The sequence below is a fragment of the Henriciella barbarensis genome (assembly GCF_003576345.1).
Taxonomy (GTDB): domain Bacteria; phylum Pseudomonadota; class Alphaproteobacteria; order Caulobacterales; family Hyphomonadaceae; genus Henriciella; species Henriciella barbarensis.
On the sequence record NZ_QWGB01000004.1, the window covers coordinates 62,657 to 84,692 of the forward strand.

23 protein-coding genes and 1 tRNA gene are annotated in these 22,036 nt (G+C 60.7%); 8 read left to right on the forward strand and 16 right to left on the reverse strand.

Features of this window, described 5'->3' with window-relative positions; genetic code table 11:
- Positions 1-39: 39 nt before the first annotated feature.
- Positions 40-1,326, reverse strand: a complete 1,287-nt coding sequence (locus D1224_RS01555; protein ID WP_119378186.1) for an O-acetylhomoserine aminocarboxypropyltransferase/cysteine synthase family protein — start codon at positions 1,324-1,326, stop codon at positions 40-42.
- 306 nt (positions 1,327-1,632) lie between these two features.
- Here D1224_RS01555 and D1224_RS01560 point away from each other — a divergent pair, with 306 nt between their 5' ends.
- The 4 genes from D1224_RS01560 to D1224_RS01575 all read left to right on the forward strand — a co-directional run bounded on the left by D1224_RS01560 (position 1,633) and on the right by D1224_RS01575 (position 4,392).
- Positions 1,633-2,430, forward strand: coding sequence for a transglutaminase-like domain-containing protein (locus tag D1224_RS01560; RefSeq protein WP_119378187.1), 798 nt, complete (start codon positions 1,633-1,635; stop codon positions 2,428-2,430).
- A gap of 61 nt (positions 2,431-2,491) precedes the next feature.
- The gene (locus D1224_RS01565) at positions 2,492-2,911 is read left to right on the forward strand and encodes a secondary thiamine-phosphate synthase enzyme YjbQ (protein ID WP_119378188.1); all 420 of its coding nucleotides are present in this window, start codon (positions 2,492-2,494) and stop codon (positions 2,909-2,911) included.
- A 5-nt stretch (positions 2,912-2,916) separates the two neighbouring features.
- Positions 2,917-3,303 (forward strand): VOC family protein, encoded by a 387-nt coding sequence (locus tag D1224_RS01570; protein ID WP_119378189.1) that lies wholly within the window; start codon positions 2,917-2,919, stop codon positions 3,301-3,303.
- 81 nt (positions 3,304-3,384) lie between these two features.
- Entirely contained in the window at positions 3,385-4,392 is a 1,008-nt protein-coding gene (locus D1224_RS01575; protein WP_119378190.1) for a zinc-dependent alcohol dehydrogenase family protein, read from the forward strand.
- Positions 4,393-4,410: 18 nt separating this feature from the next.
- On the opposite strand, the gene D1224_RS01580 is transcribed toward D1224_RS01575, so the two are convergent.
- Positions 4,411-6,177: an SLC13 family permease gene (locus D1224_RS01580; RefSeq protein ID WP_182482122.1), complete on the reverse strand. Its 1,767-nt coding sequence runs from the start codon at positions 6,175-6,177 to the stop codon at positions 4,411-4,413.
- A gap of 258 nt (positions 6,178-6,435) precedes the next feature.
- On the opposite strand from D1224_RS01580, the gene panD reads away from it, so the two are divergent.
- Entirely contained in the window at positions 6,436-6,801 is a 366-nt protein-coding gene (panD, locus tag D1224_RS01585; protein ID WP_119378192.1) for an aspartate 1-decarboxylase, read from the forward strand.
- Between the two features lie 90 nt (positions 6,802-6,891).
- On the opposite strand, the gene D1224_RS01590 is transcribed toward panD, so the two are convergent.
- Positions 6,892-7,674: an SIMPL domain-containing protein gene (locus D1224_RS01590; RefSeq protein ID WP_233350346.1), complete on the reverse strand. Its 783-nt coding sequence runs from the start codon at positions 7,672-7,674 to the stop codon at positions 6,892-6,894.
- Positions 7,675-7,791: 117 nt separating this feature from the next.
- Here D1224_RS01590 and D1224_RS01595 point away from each other — a divergent pair.
- Positions 7,792-7,868, forward strand: a tRNA-Ile gene (locus D1224_RS01595).
- A gap of 43 nt (positions 7,869-7,911) precedes the next feature.
- On the opposite strand, the gene D1224_RS01600 is transcribed toward D1224_RS01595, so the two are convergent.
- Positions 7,912-8,493, reverse strand: coding sequence for a Crp/Fnr family transcriptional regulator (locus tag D1224_RS01600; RefSeq protein WP_325051430.1), 582 nt, complete (start codon positions 8,491-8,493; stop codon positions 7,912-7,914).
- Between D1224_RS01600 and D1224_RS16385 the strand changes: the two genes are divergently transcribed.
- Positions 8,437-8,598 carry a hypothetical protein gene (locus tag D1224_RS16385; protein ID WP_182482123.1) on the forward strand — a complete coding sequence of 54 codons (162 nt, stop codon included), beginning with the start codon at positions 8,437-8,439 and terminating at the stop codon, positions 8,596-8,598. The two genes, D1224_RS01600 and D1224_RS16385, sit on opposite strands and share 57 nt — an antisense overlap.
- A 193-nt stretch (positions 8,599-8,791) precedes the next feature.
- Here D1224_RS16385 and D1224_RS01605 read toward each other — a convergent pair whose 3' ends face one another.
- From D1224_RS01605 to D1224_RS01630, 6 genes are all read right to left on the reverse strand, one after another.
- The gene (locus tag D1224_RS01605) at positions 8,792-9,739 is read right to left on the reverse strand and encodes an RDD family protein (RefSeq protein ID WP_119378194.1); all 948 of its coding nucleotides are present in this window, start codon (positions 9,737-9,739) and stop codon (positions 8,792-8,794) included.
- Positions 9,739-10,722, reverse strand: coding sequence for a stage II sporulation protein M (locus D1224_RS01610; protein ID WP_233350347.1), 984 nt, complete (start codon positions 10,720-10,722; stop codon positions 9,739-9,741). Before D1224_RS01610 ends, D1224_RS01605 begins: the two co-directional genes overlap by 1 nt.
- 11 nt (positions 10,723-10,733) lie before the next feature.
- Positions 10,734-12,047, reverse strand: coding sequence for a DUF58 domain-containing protein (locus D1224_RS01615; RefSeq protein WP_119378196.1), 1,314 nt, complete (start codon positions 12,045-12,047; stop codon positions 10,734-10,736).
- A 151-nt stretch (positions 12,048-12,198) separates the two neighbouring features.
- Positions 12,199-13,155 (reverse strand): AAA family ATPase, encoded by a 957-nt coding sequence (locus D1224_RS01620; protein ID WP_119378197.1) that lies wholly within the window; start codon positions 13,153-13,155, stop codon positions 12,199-12,201.
- On the reverse strand, positions 13,145-14,353 hold the full coding sequence (locus D1224_RS01625) for a hypothetical protein (RefSeq protein WP_119378198.1): 1,209 nt from the start codon (positions 14,351-14,353) through the stop codon (positions 13,145-13,147). Before D1224_RS01625 ends, D1224_RS01620 begins: the two co-directional genes overlap by 11 nt.
- Positions 14,350-15,081, reverse strand: coding sequence for a DUF4129 domain-containing protein (locus D1224_RS01630; RefSeq protein ID WP_119378199.1), 732 nt, complete (start codon positions 15,079-15,081; stop codon positions 14,350-14,352). The genes D1224_RS01625 and D1224_RS01630 overlap by 4 nt, the downstream gene beginning before the upstream one ends.
- 147 nt (positions 15,082-15,228) lie before the next feature.
- On the opposite strand from D1224_RS01630, the gene D1224_RS01635 reads away from it, so the two are divergent.
- Positions 15,229-15,696, forward strand: coding sequence for a GAF domain-containing protein (locus D1224_RS01635; protein WP_119378419.1), 468 nt, complete (start codon positions 15,229-15,231; stop codon positions 15,694-15,696).
- A 159-nt stretch (positions 15,697-15,855) separates the two neighbouring features.
- On the opposite strand, the gene D1224_RS01640 is transcribed toward D1224_RS01635, so the two are convergent.
- From D1224_RS01640 to D1224_RS01665, 6 genes are read right to left on the reverse strand one after another with little or no spacing between them, the layout of a single operon-like run.
- Positions 15,856-16,845, reverse strand: coding sequence for a glutathione S-transferase family protein (locus D1224_RS01640; RefSeq protein WP_119378200.1), 990 nt, complete (start codon positions 16,843-16,845; stop codon positions 15,856-15,858).
- Positions 16,845-17,576, reverse strand: coding sequence for an HAD family acid phosphatase (locus D1224_RS01645; RefSeq protein ID WP_119378201.1), 732 nt, complete (start codon positions 17,574-17,576; stop codon positions 16,845-16,847). Before D1224_RS01645 ends, D1224_RS01640 begins: the two co-directional genes overlap by 1 nt.
- A 31-nt stretch (positions 17,577-17,607) precedes the next feature.
- A complete protein-coding gene (locus D1224_RS01650; protein WP_119378202.1) occupies positions 17,608-18,021 on the reverse strand; it encodes a DUF1330 domain-containing protein in 414 nt (137 codons plus the stop codon).
- Positions 18,022-18,063: 42 nt separating this feature from the next.
- Positions 18,064-19,833, reverse strand: coding sequence for a glycoside hydrolase family 15 protein (locus D1224_RS01655; RefSeq protein ID WP_119378203.1), 1,770 nt, complete (start codon positions 19,831-19,833; stop codon positions 18,064-18,066).
- The gene (gene otsB, locus D1224_RS01660) at positions 19,830-20,558 is read right to left on the reverse strand and encodes a trehalose-phosphatase (RefSeq protein ID WP_119378204.1); all 729 of its coding nucleotides are present in this window, start codon (positions 20,556-20,558) and stop codon (positions 19,830-19,832) included. The genes D1224_RS01655 and otsB overlap by 4 nt, the downstream gene beginning before the upstream one ends.
- On the reverse strand, positions 20,558-21,928 hold the full coding sequence (locus tag D1224_RS01665; RefSeq protein ID WP_119378205.1) for an alpha,alpha-trehalose-phosphate synthase (UDP-forming): 1,371 nt from the start codon (positions 21,926-21,928) through the stop codon (positions 20,558-20,560). Before D1224_RS01665 ends, otsB begins: the two co-directional genes overlap by 1 nt.
- Between the last annotated feature and the right edge of the window lie 108 nt (positions 21,929-22,036).

Genomic DNA, 22,036 nt, shown 5'->3' on the forward strand with positions numbered 1-22,036 from the left:
ACCAGCGCCGGGGCGCCGTCTCGACACGACTGGTGCGTTTTAGGTCGCCGCCTTCAGCGCCTGATCCAGGTCCGCGATCAGGTCGTCGGCGCCTTCGATGCCGATGGAGAGGCGCACTGTGTTCGGTGCGGCGCCGGCGGCGGTCTGTTGTTCTTCGGTCAGCTGGCGGTGCGTGGTCGAGGCCGGGTGGATGACCAGTGAGCGCGTATCGCCGAGATTGGCGACATGGCTGAAGAGGTTCAGGGCGCTGACGAATTTCACGCAAGCGTCATAGCCGCCTTTCAGCTGAACCGTGAAAAGCCCGCTCGCCCCCTTCGGGCAAATTTTCGCGACGCGCGACTTGTAGGGCGAGCTGTCGAGACCTGCATAGGTGACGCCCTCGACGGCATCATGACCTTCCAGCCAGGCGGCGACCTTTTCGGCGTTGGCGACATGTTTCTCCATGCGCAGCGGCAGGGTCTCGATCCCCATCAGCGTATAATGCGCGCCTTGCGGGTTCATCGTCATGCCGAGGTCGCGAAGACCGATGGCGATGCCGTGGAAGGTGAAGGCCGCCGGGCCGAATGTCTCCTGGAAGACAAGGCCGTGATAGGCCGGTTCAGGTTGGGAGAGGGATGGAAATTTGTCACTGGCCGACCAGTCGAACTTGCCGGAATCGACGACAACGCCGCCGGTCACCGTGCCATTGCCGGTCATATACTTGGTGAGCGAGTGGACCACCAGCGTCGCGCCATGCTCGATAGGGCGGCAGAGATACGGGGTGGCCGTTGTATTGTCCACGATAAGCGGGACGCCGGCTGCATCGGCAATGGGCGCGATGGCATCAAGGTCGGTGATATAGCCGCCGGGATTGGCGATGGACTCGCAGAAGACAGCGCGCGTATCGTCGTCAATGGCGGCCTTGACCGCGTCTAGGTCGTCAAAGTCGACGAATTTCGCGGACCAGCCAAAGCGTTTGAAGGTCTGACTGAACTGGGTGATCGTGCCGCCATAGAGGCGCGTTGAAGCGACGATGTTGCGGCCTGGTGCCATCAACGGGAAGAGCGCCATGATCTGCGCGGCGTGGCCTGATGAGGTACAGACGGCGCCCGCGCCGCCTTCCAGTTCGGCAATCCGGTTCTGTAGGGCCGCGATCGTCGGGTTGGTCAGACGCGAATAGATATAGCCGACTTCCTGCAAGCCGAAGAGCGCCGCGGCGTGATCGGCATCGCGAAACTCATAGGCCGTTGTCTGATAGATCGGGACCTGGCGCGCGCCTGTCGCTGGATCGGCCTCTGTCCCGGCATGGATAGCGAGCGTTCCGAAATCCTGTGGTGCGTTTGACATGGTGTCCCTCCTGATTGGGTCGTCTTGCTTCTGTATGTGCCTCAAATTGCTTCGTATCGCCCCAAATTCAGTTTGTCTAAAGAGATCAGGCGGTGTCTGGAGACATGATGACGCGGGAGCCGGGGGAGGCCGGTATCGCGCACCTTCTGAATGTGAAACACGTGGTCGGCAGCGCTGGCGTTCCGGTGCGACCCCTCGCGCACACTGGCCGCAGGCTACAAGCAACCTAAGTTCGATGTTGACGTTGTGTTGATATCGGCGAGCCCTCTGACTAGGGCAGCCTAATCATCAAATCAGGTCACCGCGATGCGCATCCAGATTGACGCCAGGCTCGACTATAATTTCCCGCAACCAGCAGACGTTCTGCTGGCGCTAAAGGCGCGCCCTTTGGCCGACCAGACCATCGTTTCGGATTCGCTGGACATTCAAGGCGATGCCGACCTTGGCTTTCTCGTCGATGCCGATGAGGCCGATACGCGCTGCTGGATGGCGGCTGCCGGACCTGTCAGCATTCACTACAAGGCGACGGTCGATGTAAGCCGGGGACCCGTTCAAATTGCTGGCAAATACGTGCCGCCGCGCGTGCAGTTGCCTGCAGACGTCATCACCTATCTGATGCCCAGCCATTACTGTTGCGGCGCTGACGTCGAGGCGTTTGCGCGTAATGAGCTGTCTGACGTGCAGGGCGGCGACCAGGTGCTGAAAATGGCAGAGTGGATTTTCAATAATTTCCAGTATGTACCAGGCGCCAGCGATGCCGATACGACGGCGGCCGACACGTTTGCTGCCCGTCAGGGGGTCTGCCGCGACTATGCGCACGTCCTGATCAGTTTTTGCCGCGCCGTTGGTATTCCGGCGCGGATGGTGTCGGCCTATGCGCCGGGGCTTAATCCGCCTGACTTCCACGCCATCGTCGATGTCTGGCTCGACGGCCAATGGCATCTGGTCGACCCGACCCGCATGGCGCCAACCGAGAAGCTGGTCCGCATCATTTGCGGGCGTGACGCCGCCGATATCAGCTTCATGACCATCTTCGGTGAAGCCGAACTCATCTCACAATCTGTGTCGGCATTCGAGGCGCCAGAAGAAGTGAAAGCGGCCTGAAGCTTCAGGGCCGTTGCCTTGCAATGCGTGATCGCGGCAATCTCCTGAAATAGGAGCAATCATGATCACCACGTTGAGAGTGCAGACGTCCGGGCCGGGCCTTTATGATTTCACCGCGGCGGTCGAGGATGCGCTGAGCGATATGAACCTGGCTGAGGGGCTACTCACCCTTTTCGTGCGTCACACATCCTGCTCGCTGCTCATCCAGGAAAATGCTGACCCGGACGTGCTCGCTGATCTCAATGAGTTTTTCCGGAGGTTAGTGCCGCACACTGACGAGGCGTCGATGAGCTGGGTGCGCCACAACAGCGAGGGGCCTGATGACATGCCGGCCCATATCAAGGCGGCGCTTACCCAGACATCGCTGTCGATCCCGTTCAGGAATGGTGCCATGATGCTTGGCACCTGGCAGGGAATTTACCTGTTCGAGCACCGGGACCGTCCGCACCGGCGAGACGTTGTTGTGCACATTGGGGGATAGGCAATATGAGGCTTAATCAGGTGACCGTGCCGTGCTGCGATTACGCCGCCAGCGTGGCCTTCTACAAGACGCTGGGCCTGATCCAGATCGTCGACAGCCCGCCCCGCTATGCGCGCTTTGAGTGCCCACAGGCTGATGGCGGAGAGCCGGCAACTTTCTCACTGCACCATGTCGAAGATTGGGGCGGGTGTGACGACCCGCTCGTCTATTTCGAAGTGGATGACCTCAGCGCCGAATATACCCGCCTGTCCGGGGCGGGTCTCAAGTTTATGGGGCCGCCCGAAAACCAGAGCTGGGGCTGGCGCGAAGCCTATCTGAGAGACCCTGCCGGCAACCGCATCTGTCTCTATCAGGCCGGAGACGATCGCCGCTTTCCACCCTGGCGGATCTAGAAAATCACGCAGCGGGCCTTGCCGAGGCTGGTAGGCGGTCCAACCTCTGGAGCGCAGACAGAAATTCGCAGGAGCCTCTCCATGAAAGCCGTAAAGATCGCCGCCCCAGGTGGCTTTGACAAACTCAATCTTGTCGAGATCAACGATGCCGAAGAGCCGGGGCCGGGGGAAATTCGCGTCAGGCTGCACGCAACTTCACTTAATTTCCATGACCTCATTGTGTGTTCAGGCCAGAGCAAGCCAGCTGACGGACGTATCCCGATGTCAGATGGTGCAGGGGTCGTCGAGGCCGCCGGTGAAGGCGTTAGCGAGTTTTCCGAAGGCGACCATGTCGTGTCGACTTTCTTCCCGCAATGGCTGGCTGGCCCGCCGCGCGTATCAGACTTTTCCGGTACACCCGGTGACGGCATCGATGGGTATGCGCGCGAATCCGTTGTCGCGACGGCGACGAGCTTCACGAAGGCCCCGAAGGGCTGGAGCCACGCAGAGGCGGCAACCATCACGACGGCCGGTCTCACTGCCTGGCGGGCCCTCGTTGTCGATGGCGGCCTGAAAGCCGGCGATACCGTCCTCGCCCTCGGCACCGGCGGCGTGTCGGTCTTTGCTATCCAGATCGCCAAGATGATGGGCGCCGAAGTCATTGCGACCTCCTCATCGGATGAAAAGCTTGAGCGCGTGAAAGCGCTCGGTGCCGACCATGTGATCAACTACAAGAGCGACGAAAAGTGGGGCTCCACGGTTGGAAAACTTACCGGTGGACGCGGCGCAGATGTCGTTGTCGAGGTTGGCGGCGCCGGCACATTGTCTCAATCCATCAAGGCGGTTCGCGTCGGCGGTCATATCGCCCTGATCGGTGTTCTGACTGGGGTAAGCGGTGACGTGCCAACCGCGCTGCTCATGCAGAAACAGGCTCGTCTTGAAGGGCTGATCGTCGGCTCCCGCGCAGAGCAGCAGGACTTCGTCCGTGCTATTGAACATGGCGGCCTCAAGCCGGTCATCGACAAGAGCTTCGGTCTCGGTGAGCTTGGCGACGCTTTCGCGTACCAGCATGCAGGTAAGCATTTCGGCAAGATTGTTGCCGAGTGGTAGCCTGATTTGCCGTCGGCGCTACAGGAAGAACACCCAGATCGCCGTACATGAAGCGAGGCCTGCTATGGCATTCATTGGCAGGCCGACCTTCAGGAAGTCAGCAAATCTGTAGCCACCCGCCGTGTAGACGATCGTGTTGGTCTGATACCCAATGGGTGAGGCGAAACTCGCACTCGCCCCAAACATCACGGCAAGCACAAGCGCGCGCGGATCCATACCGAGGTTCGCCGCAAGCTCAATCACCAATGGCGTCATGATGACAGCGACGGCAGCATTGGTGACGAGCTCAGTCAGAACTGAAGTCAGCGCATAAATCAGAAGCAGCACGATAAAGGGCGAGGCTGCCAGCAAGAGCGGTGAGACGCCCGACACGATCACATCAACGGCGCCGGCCTGTTCCAGCCCTTGGCCGACGATCAGCATGGCGACAATCAGCGCGAGCACGTTCGCCTGAAGCGAGCGCCAGGCATCGGTCGCGGTAATACACCCTGTCGCCATGACGATGCCCACACCGATCAAGGCGGACAGGACAATCGGGAAGCTGAACAGGGCGCTCGCCAGGATCACGCCTGCCAGCGTGCCAATCGCGACCGGGGCGTGACCACGGCGGAAGGGAACAGCGTCGATTTCCTGCTCGATGACAAGCGGCGTTGAGCTCGCGAGCGAGCGCAGTGTGGCCTCGCTGCCCTCCAGCAGCAACCGATCCCCGGCGCGCAAGCGGCAACTTGCCAGCGTGGGGCCAGGCTGATTGCCTGGACGGGCAAGGCCTCGCACGGTGATCTGATAATCCGAGAGGTAGGACAGGAGAGATAGCGGGCGGCCGATATTGGAATCGGTCGGCGTGATGGTTGCCTGTACCTGTTTCGGCTCATCGGCATGATGGCGGCGCAGGCGAAGACCTGTCTTGAAGGCTTCACTGCCTGCAAACGTCAAAAGCTCTTCCAGCGTGGCGCGGATGGTCAGCCGGTCGCCAGCGGCAAGTTCGCGATCTTCGTCTTTCGCTGTCACGATGCGGTTGCCGCGGCGCTGGGAAACAAGCCTTACGCCCTTCACTTTCAGTGCTGGCAGATCATCCGGGCTGACGCCAATCGCCCTGGTGTCCTCATTGGGGAAGATGTCGGTCAGAAAAGTCTGAGGTCTGACATCGTCATCGTCCTCGACCTCGCCGGATGGAAGGAGCCAGCGCCCGAAAATGAGCAGGAAGCCCAGCGTTACGATCAGGGTCACCACGCCGATGCCTGTAATCTCGAAGATGCTGAACCTTTCCAGCCCGCGTGAGAGGGCGACGCCCGCGACGATAAGGTTGGTGGATGTACCGATCAGGGTCAGCGTGCCGCCGAGGATGGATATGTAGGAGAGCGGAATGAGCAGGCGCTTCTTCGACACAGAAAGCTTCTGCGCCAGCGCAATCACGACCGGCACCAGGATCACAACGACCGCGGTGTTGTTCACAAAACCTGAAGCCACGATGGTTACGACCGCTACAAGCAGGATAGCGCCGAGCCCGGACGTGTCAGCAAGTGCCAGTATGCGCGAGGCGAGGTGTTCAAGCACGCCCGTGCGTTGCAGAGCTGCGGCAAGGATGAACATCGCACCAATGGTGATCGGCGCGCTGTTGGAGAAAGCGCCAAGGGCAGGCTGTTCCCCGACATAGCCGAGCGCGATAAAAGCGGCCGCGCCAGCTATGGCGGTTGCGGCTGGCGGCAGGCGTTCGAGCAGAAAGCTTGCCAGCATGACGAGAATGATCGCGATCGCGACCCATTCGGAATAATCTGCGAGAAACATAAGTTCCGAGGTGTCCTTCTGCGCCCGGTTGTCCATGGCTGCCATGGGGCTCGGATGAAGAATATCTACGCCAAAGACGCGCGTCTAACAGGGGTGTTCATGCAGATTTTCATGGCATGACGCCGTGAAACCCTTCACCCGCCCCGGTCATTATGCTTTAAGCGCAGTTTGTTGCGGCGCGTCATATTACCTTTACGCAGGGGCACTCGCGCCCATATATAGTTTGGGGCAATTGCAGAGAGCCATTGGAGATCCGAAATGCTTCTCAACATGCTGAAAGCGAAACTGCACTCGGCCACTGTGACCCAGTGCGACCTTCACTACGAGGGCTCGGTTTCCATTGACCAGGAACTGCTGGACGCATCGGGTATTCTCCCGAACGAGCGCGTCGACATCTGGAATGTAACCAATGGCGCCCGAATTCAGACCTATGCGATCGAAGCACCACGCGGGTCACGCACGATTGGTGTGAACGGCGCTGCGGCCCGTCATTTTTCTGTAGGCGACAAGGTCATCATCGCCGCATTCGCGTCCATCGAGGCCGAAAAGGCCAGCCAGCACGCGCCGACGGTCGTTCTGCTGGACGATGCCAATGAGCAGAAGACGCCGAGTGCAGCTTACTAGGCCAGCGCTAACGCATTGAGATGAAAAGAAGGGCGGACCCGCGACCGGGCCCGCCCTTTTTTTCATGTCTCGCGAAAGGCTTGGCAGCGCCTACTGGCGAAGCTCGAACGTCACATCGACCGTAACCGAATAGCTGACTTCGCCGCGGGCGACCTGGGTCGAAGCATCAGCGGACTCGGCACGCATCCTCATCATGGGTTGGGGCTGGTAGCCGCCGCTCGACTGCTCGCTGATCGTCACGATGCGCGCGACGCGGTAGCCTGTTTCCTGCGCATAGAGATTGGCGCGCTTCACGGCCGTCTGGATCGCCTGGCGGCGTGCTTCATTATGGGCTTCGGTCGGGTCATCAAGGCTGAACTGGAGGCCGGAAATCGTATTGCCGCCTTCCTGCACAATCGCGTCCATCGTGCGGCCAAGGTTATCGAGATCACGTACTTTGACGCTCAGCTGGTTGCTGGCGGTGTAGCCGACAAGACGCGGCGGCGCGCCATCGCGGTTCGAATAGTCGTAGCGCGGTTGCAGCGAGAGGTTCGATGTCTGCATGTCGCGCGCTGCGATGCCTGCCGCCTCAAGCGCGGAATAGACGCCATCCATGGAAGCAGCATTCTGGCTCATCGCGGCAGAAGCAGTTTCCGCCTCTGTATGAACACCGGCAGTGATCGTCGCAATGTCAGGGGCACGCGACACTTCACCAGAGGCCGACACCGAAAGCGTGGTTTCCGGCTGGATGGAGTTTGCGTGGTTGGACGGGACGGCCTGCTGGTTCGGAATGCCCTGGGAGGGGGTGGACTGCTGGGCAATCGCAGCACCGCCAGCGAGGGCGGCGGCGACGATTGAGCTGGTCACCATGGTGCGGGCTGATGGCATCTTCATCTGTTACGTCTCCTTGTCGGTCTGCAGGGAATGCTGACTTGCAGTCCTCATTCAATTAGGCCATTGCGGCACCATCGTGACGGCGGCATGTTGCAAATCGCGCAGCCGATGCGACCAGGGCCTGTAGCTCAGTTGGTTAGAGCGGACCGCTCATAACGGTCTGGTCGGGGGTTCAAGTCCCTCCGGGCCCACCACTTCACATAATTTTTTGCCTGACGAACGTTTTGCTCGAAGGGCCTACCTGTCTTCGGGGACCCAGCTTAGGTCCAGGTGCTCATAGCGGTTCACATAACCGACCAGCTCATTCAGCCCGGCCTCGTCTTTCAGCCGGAAGAAACGCTTGTGGCGCTCGATTAGGCCGAGTTCCAGCAGCTTCTTGACCGACCGGCTCACGTGCACCGCAGACAGTCCTGTCGCTGCCCCGATCTGTTCTTGCGTGAGGGGGCAGTGAAACTGGTCATGCAGCACGGGTTCCATCAGACGCAATCGCGACATGGTCTGCAGGAGGAAGAGGACCAATCTCAGATGCCCGTCGGTACGGCGGCAGACAATGATGCGGTCATTCAGCATCGCCTGATCAATCATGCTAAGCGCGAGGATCAGTCCGCTGATGCGCGGCGACTGTCGCAGAACGTCGGTTAGCCGCTCGCGCGGAAACCGGCAGACCACGAGCCGCGTCGCGGCGATCGTGGTATTTAGCGTTTGAGCGAAGGCTGCATCGCTAAGGCCTATGATATCACCCGGGTGATACACCGTCGGAATGTGCGGACGACCTTCCGTTTCTTCGCGTGTCGCGATGGCCCATCCTTTTTTCAGGATGAAGAGTTCGTCGAGCGGTTCGCCCTCTTTCGTCAGGATTTCGTCTTTGTCGAGATCTTCCTTGTCTTTCTCCAGCGAGGCCAGAAGATCGGCCTGCGCCGGTGAAAGCGGCGCAAGTTTTTCAAGTTTCGAGGCAAGGCAGGAGTCTGCCTCAGCGCAAATATCTTCGTTTTGCGAATTGATCGTCCTTCTCCCTGGGCATTCCGGTCTTTGTACGGGGCTCGGCCTTCACGACGGGGGGCCCAGTCTTCGGAGCTTCGAACGCAGAAAAAGAAGGGGTGTTCCGGAAAAAACCGGTTCAGCGTGTGTCGAACTTGTCGGCTTTCCGGTCTCCGAACAGCATGCGTTGTTCGAGACGTGCACGTAGCGCTGCGTAATAGGCTTCGAGGAAAGCGAGGTCGTCAGATGTCGGGGACGCTTCGCGGCTTATCTTGTTGCGAATGCGGTCAGCGACCTTGGCTTTGATCTCCGGCGTGGACTGGCGAAGCACATCCTCCAGCACATGCAGTTCGTGGATGCCATAAGCATCAAGTTCCTCATGCGTGAATGTGTGATTGCCTGCGGTCGCCAGGGGTTCTGCGGACGTGATGTCCTTCTTGAGTTTCACGCGCGGCGCATGAATGACCATCGTGCCTGCGATGAGATCGCCGACGCGAAGCTTTTCGGAGTTGAACAGCGGGAAGAGAACGAAGGTAGCCGCCCAGACCAGCGCAAGCAGGCGGATCCACGCGCCGACTGCGTCTTCCGATCCCATGACCAACAAGGTGAGCGGCAGGAAAACTTCGAGTTCGCGCATGAAGTTGCGGGCAAGCACGGCATTTGCCGTCAACCTGCCGCCATTGCGCGCGGCGACCCGCAGACCGAGTGCGCGCTTGCCTGGCGTCGCCGCTTTCCGGCCGACTTCAAAGAAGGTGAAATAGAAGACCCGCAGTAGAAAGACGACGACCGCCGCGATGGAGCCTGCGATCTGCCAGCCGCGGAAACCCATTTCCGAGAAGACAATCGCGACAAGCCAGCTGAAAGCAATGAACGTGATCACCAGGATCGAGAAGTCGAGAAGGAATGCGCCCGCCCGTTCTGACGCTGTGGCCACACGCAAATTGAGCGCTGCACCTTCCGGCGTGACGAGCGGTCTGATGCGCCTTGCCTGTCGCTCCTGTTCTTTCACCCGCATATCACGGCGCCGCAGCGCCTCTCGGCGGGCCTCGATCGCTTGGCTGACCTTCTTGCCTTTGCGCTTTGCCATTATTCAGCTTCGTCCATGCGGCGGGGCCAGTAGAAATAGGCGAGCCAGAAGATCAGCGTTCCGATTGCGATGGCATAGCGCGTCATGTCGCTATTGATGAGCTGACGGCCGAACCCTTCGAGCAGCGCGGCGAGGAACAGCATGATCACCGCCCCCATGATAACCAGCGCTGCCTGGTTACCGGTATCACGCAGTGACTGCATGCGCGTCCTCTTGCCCGGGAACGCCACGGCCCCACCAATCATGAAGCCTGCCGTGCCTGCAAGGACGATAGCGAACAGCTCTGTGACGCCGTGGATGAAGAGCCAGCCGGTCAGCTCTGCGCCCAGGTTTTTGGAGAAGAAGACAGCCATGAAACTGCCAATGCTGAGGCCATTATAGACAAGCAGGACAGTCGTCGGGATGCCGAGGCAGAACCCAAGCGCAAAGGCTGTGATGGCAATCGTGCTGTTGTGCGAGAATAGCTGAGCGGCGAAAGCTCCCAACATGTCCGCGATATTGGTTTCTTCCGTATAGAGTGTAGAGCGCAGATAGTCGTATCCCGCGTCGGGGTTGCGGCTGTCCCAGCCGGAATTGAACGTCCAGAACCATTCAGGGTCCTGCCATGTCAGGATGAAGGCGAGAAGGCCGCCACCGAACAGGCAAAGCGCCGCCAGCAGCGTCGGCAGAACGGCACGCGATACGGCATCCGGCCAGTCGCGCCTGAAATACTGGGCGATCCGCGCGCCCATGCTGGCGCGAGTGCCATAGACAAAGAAATAGGCACGCGCACACAACGTCTCGAGATAGGCGAGCAGGTTCTGGTCGAGCGAGATGGAGCGTGCCATCGAGAGCGACGAGACCGCCTGACGATAAAGCCGGGGCAGGGCCAGCATGTCCTCGTCCGACAGGCGTTTGACGCCGCGCTTTTCGGCGCGCGTCACGATACGGTCCAGTGCCTGCCAGTCGGCCTCGCGCTCCTCACGGAAGCGGTAGGATTTCATTACCCGGTCGTTCAAATGAGCTCCCTCCGCTTGATGTCGAGATAGCGTGAGACAAGCTCGGAGCCGAATTTTTCCGGTGTGGTCTCGACGATCTGCACCCCCATCCGCTGTAGCTTGCGGAACACCACTTCGCGCTCCTGCAGCAGCGTATCAGCGATGACGGCGCGGCTGACATCCTCTGACGAGGTGGGCTCAGCATCGATCATTGAAGAGAGCGCCTCATCCTCGAACGTGGCGAAGACAACGATGTGCTTGTCGGTCAGGCGCCGGACGTGCTCGAGCATGAGTTCAGCTGAGATCGTGTCGACGAAATCAGTGAAGAGGATGACGAGCGAGCGTCGCTCCAGCCGTCCCGCGAGTGTGGTCAGGGCAAGCGTATAGTTCGCGTCCTCCGCCGAATAGTCGAGCTCTGAGGCAAGCTTCTGCACATGCGGAAAGGCGCCAGGACCCGTCAGAAGGCTGGAAGCGATGCCAGGACGCGCATCAAAGCCGAAAATGGCTGTCCGGTCACCAGAGCGCAGTGACACATAAGCCAGAAGCAGGGCTGAATTAATCGCGCGGTCAATCTTGGGGACGCCGCGCAGTGGCTCGCTCATCAGACGCCCTGTATCGAAGGCGAAGACGATATTGTGATTGCGCTCAGTACGAAATTCCTTGGCGAGCAGCGTGTTGTGGCGGGCTGAATGTTTCCAGTCGATGGCGCGCCGGTCCATGCCCGCGGTGAACTCTCTCAGAGCGTCAAACTCAGACCCGTCGCCGCGGTCGATCTGCATCTTGATGCCAAAGTCTGCATCGCGCTGGTAGAGCCGCACAGCTTCATCCTTTACCCAGCGCGTATTCGGCGTGATGGCGAGTTCGGTGCCGAGCGTCTCGGTCTTGCGGATGGCCACAAGGCTAAGCGGGCCTTTCCAGCGCGCCCAGATGCGCTCGATGCGTCCGGTCCCCCGGCGCAACGGCGTCAGCGTATATTCAGCCGTGTGCGCATTGTCGTTGAAGCCTTTCAGCCATTTGCGCACAGGCGGCTCGATCAGCTCATTGGTCTGCATCTCTGTCTCGACCAGACGGGGCAGGGGGCCACGGCGAAAGCGGTAGGTGACCTGAACCGGATCATCGCCTGAAATGTAAAGAAGCGGCGGCGCATCGACCTCGATGCTGAGGTCGGAGGCGCGTGCGACAAGCGCGGTGTCGGCCAGCATCAGCGCCAGCACACCTGCGACCCAGCCAGCCGAAAGCGTCCAGAGCCCCGGCGCGGCAATCGCAATCACCACGAGCACAGGCAGCCCGGCCAGCATCAGGAAGACGGCGCGCAGGGTCGGTGCGATCATGCGTTAGCCTCGCCCGATATTGCGGCTGCCGCCCCCTCCGCCCTGCCGGGCACCTCCCCCGTGAGCGGGCACACCATCGGCGTTAGTGCTTCTTCCCCCGCGCGCGGGGGAAGTGGCCCGCGAATGCGGGTCGAAGAGGGCATCCTTGATATCATCGCGGCGCAGGCGTCTGGTCGATCAGGGCCGCGAGGGTCTCGTCCGTGCTGCGCCCCTCAATCTCGGCCGCAGGCGAGAGGATGACACGGTGGCGCAAGGCCGGTCGCGCCAACGTCTTCACATCATCAGGGATAACGAAGTCGCGCCCATCGAGCGCGGCGCGCGACCGCGATGCCGCTGCGATTGCCGCAGCTGCGCGGGGGCTCGCCCCGGTTTCTAGCGCCGGCGTTTCGCGTGTCGCACGGACGATATCGACGATATAGCCTGCGATATCCTCCTTCACCTTTACACTGGCGACGCTCGCGACAGCCTCATTCAGCTCGGTGGCGGTGACGACGGATGAGACTCCGAAAGCCGCTGCGGTGCGCATGCCTGTGCGGTTGCCATGGCCCGTGACGATGGCGAGTTCTTCGTCCCGCGTTGGATAGTCGAGGACATGCTTGAACAGGAAGCGGTCGAGCTGGGCTTCCGGCAGCGGGTAGGTGCCCTGCTGCTCGATCGGGTTCTGCGTCGCGATGACCATGAAGCGGTCATTCAGCGTGTGCGCCTTGCCATCGATGGTCACCTTCCGCTCCTGCATGGCTTCGAGCAGGGCGGCCTGCGTCTTCGGCGGGGTCCGGTTGATCTCGTCCGCTAGCAGGATATCGGTGAAGATCGGCCCCTTGGTGAGCGAGAACTTATTGGTCTGGAAGTTGAAGAGGTTCGTACCCAAGACGTCACCCGGCATCAGGTCCGGTGTGAACTGGATGCGACCGAAGTCGAGATCGATGGCTGCGGCAAAGCACTGGGTCAACAACGTCTTCGCGGTGCCGGGCGGGCCTTCAAGCAGGATGTGGCCTGCAGAGAATAGCGCTGTCAGCATGAGGTCGACGGTGTCGGCCTGTCCGATCACCGCCTTAGAGACCTCAGACCTGATCCGGCCGGCGAGGCCCTGAACTGTCTCATTGCTCATGTGTCATCTCCTTGCGCCAGCGCCAGAGCGCGCGGGCCTTGTTCCTGAGGTCATCGCGGGAGCTTGCAGGTGAAGAGAGCCCCGCCTGAAGCTTCGAAAAACTCGTCCCCATGCCCTGCTGCTCGGCCATCCGGTCGAGCAGGGCCTGATACTCTTCCTCCGAGAGGGTGCGCGGCAGGCCAAGTTCCCGGCTCAAGGCGCGGCGGCTGAGAGCAAGGTAGCCCGGCGCCATACGTTTTTCGCGCCCTGCCATCGCGATGAGGCCTGCTGAATTGTCCGCCAATGCGCGCTTGCCGGCCTGGATCGCACGTGTCTCGCGCTCCGGTGCGCCAAAACGAACTGCCGACGCCCAGCCAACCAGCAGCATTGTCGCGAGGCCAATCAGCGTTGCGCCGAGGAAAGGGATATCGAGCAGGATCTTGAGAAGGTTTGTTGAATGCTCAAACCCGTGCAGCGTCGCATCGAACACTATGGGGCGGCTGCCATTGTCGGAGAGGTCAGCAATAATGCCGAGGCCAAGCCGCGTATTTTCCAGCCGTGACAGGCCGAAATTATTGAGAAGGTCGGGGTCAGACAGGACATAGAGTTCACGGTTCGGTACCTTGCCGAGCAGCACGCCGCCTGCCGCGGAAATCAGCGGCTCCAGCTGGTCGGCCTCGATAACCTGCATCTCGTTTTCGAAGTCCGGGCTGAACGTTCCGAATGACGTTTTCACTGTGCCCGGGTTCTGCCCGCGCGCAATTTCGCCATCTTCATCGAAGTCGCGCAGCAGGATCCGCACGCGCTCGGTCGAGGCGAGGTCTGAGGTCAGCTCCCAGCTGCGCCTGGCGGGATTGGCGCGGTAATTCCATTTCGGCAGGACGATCAGGGCCGGCCCGGAAATTTCGTCCGGCTCAAGGCTGCGTCCACTTATGCCGAGCGTTGCGACAACCATGCGCCGCCCACCGGTCTCCATTGTGCGGGGCAGGCGCGAGACGCTGACATCGCGGCCCTGCGCCTCCAGCATGTTGATCAGCCCTTCATACCCCGTTGCCGAGCGCGAATAGGGCGTCGGACCAGCCCGGTCACGGGACGCAAGGTCCGGCGACCACGCCATCAGGGTGAGCACAGCGCCAAGCGAAAGCAGCGAAACGACTATCAGGATGATGATGACGCGGCCGGTAAAGGGCGTGCGCGCCTGAGGGAGGCGTTCACTCATGCGCGTGCCTCCTTGAAGGCGAACGCCTCATAGGACGCCCGCGCTTCTGTCCAGCCACTCTGATCGACGGGTCGGTCACCGAAGAAGGACTTCTCGACGAGACGGATGATGGGAGAGAGCGCGGCCCGCGCGCGTTCCGGCAGGTCGCCGAGGCGTTCAATCTCTCGCGCGGTCAGCGATTGCGGCACGCCCCCTGCGCGCCGTGCATTGAGGTCGGCAATGGAGCGGAAGAGGAGGAGGTGGACGGCTTCAGCATAGCGCCCTTCTGCGGCAAGCGCGTCGGCCTGCTGCAGCAGGGCTTCTGCCTCTTTCCGAACGGGCCTGCCCTCGTCGATGATGGAAACATCTGCTTCGGCTTTCAGTTCGCGCTTGCGCCGGCCGGGCAGGGTCAGCCCACCAAGCATGTACCAGAGCGCATAGGCCACGACGGCCACCACTGCGCCGATCAGCAGGTAGCGGATGAGCCAGCCAAAATTCTGGAAAATCCAGGCGAAGAATTTGCCGATGGCTTCGATGATACCGTTATTGCGACGCGGAGTTGCTTCGTCCGGTTCCGGCTCGAAAGTCGGGCGTTCGGACTGTATGCGGCTGTTTGACGTGTGCGCTTCGACCAGTGCCTCGACATCGGCTTCGTCGCTGACGGCCTCCTGTGCGATGGCTGTCGTGCCGGAAAAGAAGCTTGCGAACATCAGAACAGAAAGAAGGGCGCCAAGTAGAATGGACTTCAAGCAATCGCCTCCTCTTGCGTCTTTTGCATGCGCCCATTCCCTCCAGACCCTTGTGACTATTTCAGAGCAACAGCGCGGCGTCCATGGGGCATTGAGATTAGCGCCACGATCACCGATATGCGGGACGCGACATTCAAGGAGACGCCCATGGACCGCGCCGAACGCTATGCAGAGCTGAAACTAGAAATCGAAAGCCTCGTTTCGGGCGAGACTTATGTGCCTGCCCGCTATGCGTCTGCGGCCTGTCTTCTGGCCGAAGCCTTCCGCCCGCGATTCTTCTGGACAGGCTTCTATGTTGTCGATCCGCAAAAGCCTGAAGAGCTTGTCGTTGGTCCGTACCAGGGCACGCTTGGCTGCCTGCGTATCCCGTTCGGCAAGGGCGTCTGCGGCGCCTGCGCGGCGAACGGTGAGACACAGCTTGTGCCGGACGTACATATCTTCCCGGGGCACATCGCATGCGACTCCCGTTCCAACTCAGAGATCGTCGTGCCGGTCTTCGACGCAGACGGAAAGCTCGCCGCCGTTCTCGATGTCGACTCCACGGAATTCGACGCTTTCGACGAGGTGGACCGCGAAGGTCTCGAGGCGATCTGCAAGATCCTGCTGACGGCGTAGGTCTCGTCGGGCGTTAACACCTTATCGTCATCCCGGCCGACCGAAGGGAGAGCCGGGACCCAGATTCAAAAGTGTTTGCAGATCGCCCGCCTGGGTCCCGGTGTTTCGCTACGCGAAAACCGGGATGACGAAGATAGGAATGTTTGAGTTCATGGACGGTCAGCCGTCCAGTATCGCCGCGTTCGGCCCGATCATGCCTGAGAGCGTAGACCTTGCCTCTTCCGGCAGATCCTTCCAGGCCTCTCGAAGCGCCATCAGGCAGCGTAGCTGATACTTGAAGACACCCTGCGTGTACGGCTTTCCTTCAAGCTCCAGGCTGAATGTTTCATGCCCAGCCTTCAGCGCTTCTTCATTGGCGCTGAGGAAAGGCAGATAGGTATCGCCTGCCACAGCGAGTAGCGATCTCACCGGGGCTGATGGCTCGTCCGTCCAGTCGCCATCGATGCCGGACGCATCATCAACCATGTCGAGCCAGCGATAGAAATAGGGTCGCTCCTTGCGCAGGAAGGCCATCGGCGTCGGGTCGACGCTCATCACCTTTACCTGTCCATAGAAAGCAAGGTCGGCCAGGGAGGGCCGGTTACCAAACAGGAATAGCGTTTCGCCAAGGGCGACCTCTTCCAGATGCTGGGTCACGCGGGCGAAAGAGCCTTCGATAACAGGCTTGGTCTCTGGCGTGCAGCCGACCAGCGCCATCCGAGAGATCTGCCGCTCGCGAATACCGGCTGCGGCCTGCTCGACCTGTTCTCGGCCTGCCAGCGGCAAGCTGTCATACATCAGCCAGTTCGCGCACCATTCGGCGTCTTCGTTATAGTGCCAACGATAGTGGAACATCGCCTTCATGGTCCATTCGTCTGCCATGTCCTCAAGCAGCAGGCAGGCAAAGCGCTGGACCGGGTCTGGCGGCAGGATGGCGCGGCCTTCATCCTCCAGCGCCAGAAGGAATGGTGTGGAATCGTTCGTCCATTGGCCGTCTGGCGTCCGGATTACGGGAATGACGGGGGCTCTTACCTGGCTCAGGACATCGCCGCGTATGTCTGCCGTCATCGGGACCCAGACATGAGGCAGGCGCTTGGCCCGCATCGCGGCGCGCACCTTCATGGAATAGGGCGAGCCGAGCGCGCCGTGGACCTTATAATTCTCAGTCATCAGTTCATCACCGGTTGGGGGCGCTGCGCGCAGGGAGTGCCATACATGCCGCCCTGATCGATGCAGAAGAATTTGTCGTCTGCGCTGATCGGCTGCGGCCGGTCGTGACGGTTGTCGCCGATGAAGGCGACGATCTCTACACCGGGATATCCCTGAGCGGCCAGCATGGCAGGCACCACATCGAAACGCGGCGTCTTGTCGGATGAGCCATCCGGTTGCGCGCGGGTCAGCAGGACGCGGAAGTCTTCATTGCGCTCCAGCCCGACGCTGGCGAGGTTCTCTTCAGTCCAGAGCTGTTCAGTGTCAGCCCGGTTTGTAACCAGCGCGACATGGCCGCCAAGTTCGTTGACGCGTTCGATGAATTCCTTGGCCCCAGGCACCAGCGTTGCGGACTTTTCGGACGTCCATTCATGCCAGCTTTCCGGCGTATAGCTTTCGCCAATCTGCTCACGCCTGATCTGGTAGTCGACATTATTGAGCACCGTCTCGTCGATATCGAGGGCGACCGCCCAGGTGCCCCGCTCATGGGTTTCGGCAACGTCTTCCACATAATCGGTCGCCAGCGCGAAAACTTGCTGCGCCTTCTCGGCCCATTCAGGATTGTTCGCGACCCAGTCGACGCCCTCGCTGAGAGCGATCTCGTTCTGAACCGGGGCGGTGTCAGGGGGCGTCGCGCAAGCCGTCAGCGCGATCGCGGCCAGGGAGGCCTTTATGAGTGTCCAGGCATTCATGCGTTGCTCCTTCAGATCGCGGCGACGCCGCTTAGCCCATTGGGTGTGTTTCGATCAGTTCCTGATACTTCAGGCCAGCCTCGCGGTGGCGATGGGCCTTCTGATAGCGCGGGTCCCGCATCATGCGCAGCATGTGCTGGCGGGACGGATAGTGGACGACCAGGACGCGGTCCCATTCCTCGCCGCCGCCGATGAGATAGCCCTGGCCGCTGCCGGTATAGAGGGGTTTCAGGCCGATCTGCGGGTCGTTGCCCAGTTCGACAAGCCCTTCGCCATAGCGGTTATAGGCTTCCTCGCCGGTCAGGCCTTCCTTGGCCTCCGGCGCGTCGGCCGGATACTCGGCCTTGTCCTTGAATTTCAGCAAATTGATCATGACGATCGGGCCGTCATGCGCATCTTTGGCAAAACGGGTCATCTGTTCTGTGTTCGGCTGGACGGCTGGCATGGGTCGCTCCCTTTTCAGCCAACCATCGCTGATCAGGAGTTATCAGACAACCTCATCCCAGTCGCGGCTCAGCCTGTTAGCCGCATTGATAATGCCGACCATCGAATAAGTCTGTGGGAAATTGCCCCAGAGCTCACCCGTCGATGTGTCGATGTCTTCCGAGAGCAATCCAAGACGCGTTCGATGGGCAAGCACATCCTCGAACATGGCGCGCGCTTCCTCAATCCGGCCAATGCGCGAGAGGGCATCAATGTGCCAGAAGGTACAAGCGGTGAAGGCGGTCTGTGGCAGGCCGAAATCGTCTTCCACCCGGTAGCGGTAGACATGATAGCCATCGCGCAGCTCCTCATCGATCCGCTCGACGGTCTTGATGAAACGCTCATCCATGGCGTCGATAAAGCCGATCTCCGCCATCAGCAGGACGGATGCGTCGAGGGCGTCCTCACCAAAGGCGCCGGTAAAGGCCTGGCGCTTCTCATTCCAGGCGAGATCAAGAATGCCGGTGCGCATCTCGTCGGCCTTGGCATTCCAGTAATTGGCGCGCTCAGGTTTGCCGAGGAAAGTGGCGATCCGGGCCAGCCGGTCGCACGCCGCCCAGCACATGATGGCAGAGGAGGTGTGGATGTGCGCCTTGCCGCGAAACTCCCAGATTCCTGCGTCCGGCGTATTCCAGACCGCATAGGCGCGCTCCCCCACGCCTTCGAAATGCTCGAACTCCAACTCGCCCGCCTTGGCGTGCAGGCGGTCATCGAAGAAGGCCTGGCTCGCGCCAAGGACGACATGGCCATAGACATCGTGCTGGATATGCTCGGCCGCCTGATTGCCAAAGCGCACCGGCCCCATACCGCGATAGCCGGGCAAAGCATTGGCAAAGCCTTCGGTCAGATCATGCTCCAGCGCGATGCCATAGACTGGCTGGATATGCCCGCCCCTGGTATGGGTGACCGTGTTGCGAAGATAGGCGAGATAGTATTCCAGCGTCCCGACTGCAGAGAGGCGGTTCAGCGCCGTGACTGTGAAATAGGCGTCCCGCAGCCAGCAGAAGCGATAGTCCCAATTGCGCTCAGAGCCTGCATGCTCCGGTATGGACGTCGTCAGCGCTGCAACGATACCGCCCGTCTCTTCATAGACGCAGAGCTTCAGCGTGATCGCGGCGCGGATCACTGCATCCTGCCAGTCCGGCGGGGTCGCGAGCCGGCGTGACCAGCTCATCCATTGATCGACGGTGCGCTCCAGCCATTCCAGCGCGATGACGCCCACCCGGTCTGACAGGCTCTCATCCGGGCCCATCAGGAAGCTGACTTCCCTGTCGAGCACGAAGTCGCGGCCATCCATAACATAGGAAACCGGCGCATCCGTCGTGATGCGGAAGCCTGCATTCTCATCCAGGAACTTGATGTGGTTCACGCCGCGACGTGTGACCATGTTGTAGTCGCCGCGCTGGCTTTGCGCGAACAGGTCCACCCGGATGCGCGGCATGCCCCGCAGCGGCGTGATCCGGCGCACCATGGAAGCAGGCCGGAACATCCGGCCCTTGTCCATGAAACGCGGACAATAATCTGTAATGCGGATGGCAGAACCGTCTTCGGCTTCCAGCTCGGTCTCTATGACGGCGGTATTGCGGCGATAGCGCTGCGTGCTCTTGCAATGGCCCTGCAGCGTGATTGCGAACTTGCCGCGTCCGCCAAGCAGGCTGTTGAAGACAGGTTCACCGTCGAGACGCGGCAGGCACATCCAGACGCATTCGCCATGCTCATCAATCAGGCCTGCGACCGTGCCATTGCCGATAATACCGAGTTCGAGATTACTCATTTGCGCCCCTGACGCTTGATCCAGTCTGCCACCGCTTCCGGGCCTTCCAGCCGGTAGGTGGCCCGTGTTTCGCCGTCGCCCACCTTTATCGACACTCCGCCGAGGCGGTTGACGACATCGAACGCGTCCTCGTCCGTTGTGTCATCACCCACCATGATCGGTATGCGGTCTTCGATAGCCGCCAGCACGAGCAGTTTTTCAACGGCCTTGCCCTTGTTCGCGCCTGCAGGTTTGGCCTCGAAAATCATCTTGCCGGCCTGAAGCTTGTAGCCATCGACACTTGAAAGACCCGCCACAAGCCGCTCGTGCAGGATGGTACCAGACGCCGGATTCAGACGGTAGTGAAAGGCAATGACTTCGCCCTTGGTCTCTGCATGAACACCTTCTAGACCAGCGACGGCATCCCTGGCTGCCACCGTCAGCGCCTCAGGTGCCACCGAGCGTGTCTCGTCTGGGCTTTCGCCCGGCGCGCAAATCTCGAGCCCGTGTGTGCCTGCGCGCCAGAGCGTGTCTGGCACACGGGAAGAAAGATCCCGCACGTCACGCCCGCTGATAATGATCAGCGCACCGCCGAGCGTCTCCTTCAGCCGCGTCAGCTCTTCGGCAATCCCGTCCGGCAATTTTACCGTCGACGCATCGTCCTGCAACGGCGCGAGCGTGCCATCGAAATCAAGGAAGAGCGCGTGCCGATGGTCGAGATCTGGCAGGTCAGAAGGGGTATTCATCAACAAGTATCGACGTCCAGATCATCGAGGAATTTCTGTCGCCACCAGGAGATATCCTGCTCGACAACCGTCCGGCGCAGCTTTTCCCAGCGTTCCTGCCGCTCTTCAAGGGGCATTTCGAGGGCTTTGTAGATCGTCTCGGCGACGTGGTAGCGGTCATGCGGATTGACGATCAGCGTATCGGAGAGCTGCTCGGCGGCGCCTGCAAACTGCGACAGGATCAGCACGCCCGGGTCGTCCGGGTCCTGCGCCATCACGAACTCCTTGGCGACGAGGTTCATCCCGTCCCGCAACGGCGTCACGAGGCAGACGGACGCAATCCGGTACAGCCCGGCGAGCTCTTTCCGGTCATAGGAGCGCGCAAGATAGCGAAGCGGGATCCAGTCGAGGTCGCCATAATCGCCATTGATGCGGCCCGCCAGCTCATCAAGCTGGACACGAAGATCCTGATACTCCTCCACCTTGGAGCGGGATGGTGGGGCAATCTGCGTGAACGAGACGCGCCCTCGCGTCGACGGAAAATTGTCGAACATCTTGCCGACGGCCTCAAAGCGCTGTGGCAGGCCCTTGGAATAATCCATCCGGTCCACCCCAAGGACGAGCTTGCGTCCGCCAAGGAATTTGCCGATCCGGGTGGCGGCGGTCTTGGCGCGCTGACCAACGGCAAGTTTCGCGAAGCTCTCTGCCTCTATCCCGATCGGATAGGCGTTCGCCCTGATCCGCCTGCCGAAGACGCTGATCCAGCCATCGCCCTCATCAACCCCGTCGCAGGAACGCACGAGGAACTGCACGAAGTTGGAGCGGTCATTTTCTGACTGGAAGCCGAGCACATCGAACTCGCACATGGCGCGTGCGATCTGCTCATGTTCGGGCAGGGCGCGGAAAACTTCAGGCGACGGGAAGGGAATATGGAGGAAAAAGCCGATCGGGCCGTCCCATCCACCTTTCCTCAAAAAGTCGCCCATCAGCAGGAAATGATAGTCGTGGACCCAGACGCTGTCGCCTTTCTCAAGGTGCGGCACCACCATGTCGGCGATCCGCTTGTTCACCTTCTCATAGGCCTCGAAATCGGTATCGCCGAAATGGGCAAGGTCCACGCGGTAGTGGAAGACCGGCCAGATGACCCGGTTGGCATATTGCAGATAGAAGCCGTCATGCTCGGCCTCGGTAAAATCGGTGACGACGAAGTCGACGCCTTCATCGGTGATGTGCTCGGGCGGGCCCGGCTCACCTTTGACGATATTACCTGACCAGCCGAACCACATGCCGCCTGTCGATGTAAGCGACTCCCAGACCGCGACGGCGAGGCCGCCTGCGCGGGCACTCGGATCAGCTGCGGTGCGGTTCGAGATGGCAATCAGTCGGCCCATGCGAAACCCTTCCTTCTGGAAATGAAGATGCCGAAGGAAGAAAGCGCATCAACCCCAAAGGTTCGATTTCACATGAGTTTTTGCGCACGCGCCAAACCCTTGCTCCAA

What these genes read in the sequence shown, in the direction of transcription:
- D1224_RS01555 (WP_119378186.1), bottom strand. Translation starts at nt 1,326, where the DNA reads ATGTCAAACGCACCACAGGATTTCGGAACGCTCGCTATCCATGCCGGG.
- D1224_RS01560 (WP_119378187.1), top strand. Translation starts at nt 1,633, where the DNA reads ATGCGCATCCAGATTGACGCCAGGCTCGACTATAATTTCCCGCAACCA.
- D1224_RS01565 (WP_119378188.1), top strand. Translation starts at nt 2,492, where the DNA reads ATGATCACCACGTTGAGAGTGCAGACGTCCGGGCCGGGCCTTTATGAT.
- D1224_RS01570 (WP_119378189.1), top strand. Translation starts at nt 2,917, where the DNA reads ATGAGGCTTAATCAGGTGACCGTGCCGTGCTGCGATTACGCCGCCAGC.
- D1224_RS01575 (WP_119378190.1), top strand. Translation starts at nt 3,385, where the DNA reads ATGAAAGCCGTAAAGATCGCCGCCCCAGGTGGCTTTGACAAACTCAAT.
- D1224_RS01580 (WP_182482122.1), bottom strand. Translation starts at nt 6,177, where the DNA reads ATGTTTCTCGCAGATTATTCCGAATGGGTCGCGATCGCGATCATTCTC.
- panD (WP_119378192.1), top strand. Translation starts at nt 6,436, where the DNA reads ATGCTTCTCAACATGCTGAAAGCGAAACTGCACTCGGCCACTGTGACC.
- D1224_RS01590 (WP_233350346.1), bottom strand. Translation starts at nt 7,674, where the DNA reads ATGAAGATGCCATCAGCCCGCACCATGGTGACCAGCTCAATCGTCGCC.
- D1224_RS01605 (WP_119378194.1), bottom strand. Translation starts at nt 9,739, where the DNA reads ATGGCAAAGCGCAAAGGCAAGAAGGTCAGCCAAGCGATCGAGGCCCGC.
- D1224_RS01610 (WP_233350347.1), bottom strand. Translation starts at nt 10,722, where the DNA reads ATGAAATCCTACCGCTTCCGTGAGGAGCGCGAGGCCGACTGGCAGGCA.
- D1224_RS01615 (WP_119378196.1), bottom strand. Translation starts at nt 12,047, where the DNA reads ATGATCGCACCGACCCTGCGCGCCGTCTTCCTGATGCTGGCCGGGCTG.
- D1224_RS01620 (WP_119378197.1), bottom strand. Translation starts at nt 13,155, where the DNA reads ATGAGCAATGAGACAGTTCAGGGCCTCGCCGGCCGGATCAGGTCTGAG.
- D1224_RS01625 (WP_119378198.1), bottom strand. Translation starts at nt 14,353, where the DNA reads ATGAGTGAACGCCTCCCTCAGGCGCGCACGCCCTTTACCGGCCGCGTC.
- D1224_RS01635 (WP_119378419.1), top strand. Translation starts at nt 15,229, where the DNA reads ATGGACCGCGCCGAACGCTATGCAGAGCTGAAACTAGAAATCGAAAGC.
- D1224_RS01640 (WP_119378200.1), bottom strand. Translation starts at nt 16,845, where the DNA reads ATGACTGAGAATTATAAGGTCCACGGCGCGCTCGGCTCGCCCTATTCC.
- D1224_RS01645 (WP_119378201.1), bottom strand. Translation starts at nt 17,576, where the DNA reads ATGAATGCCTGGACACTCATAAAGGCCTCCCTGGCCGCGATCGCGCTG.
- D1224_RS01650 (WP_119378202.1), bottom strand. Translation starts at nt 18,021, where the DNA reads ATGCCAGCCGTCCAGCCGAACACAGAACAGATGACCCGTTTTGCCAAA.
- D1224_RS01655 (WP_119378203.1), bottom strand. Translation starts at nt 19,833, where the DNA reads ATGAGTAATCTCGAACTCGGTATTATCGGCAATGGCACGGTCGCAGGC.
- otsB (WP_119378204.1), bottom strand. Translation starts at nt 20,558, where the DNA reads ATGAATACCCCTTCTGACCTGCCAGATCTCGACCATCGGCACGCGCTC.
- D1224_RS01665 (WP_119378205.1), bottom strand. Translation starts at nt 21,928, where the DNA reads ATGGGCCGACTGATTGCCATCTCGAACCGCACCGCAGCTGATCCGAGT.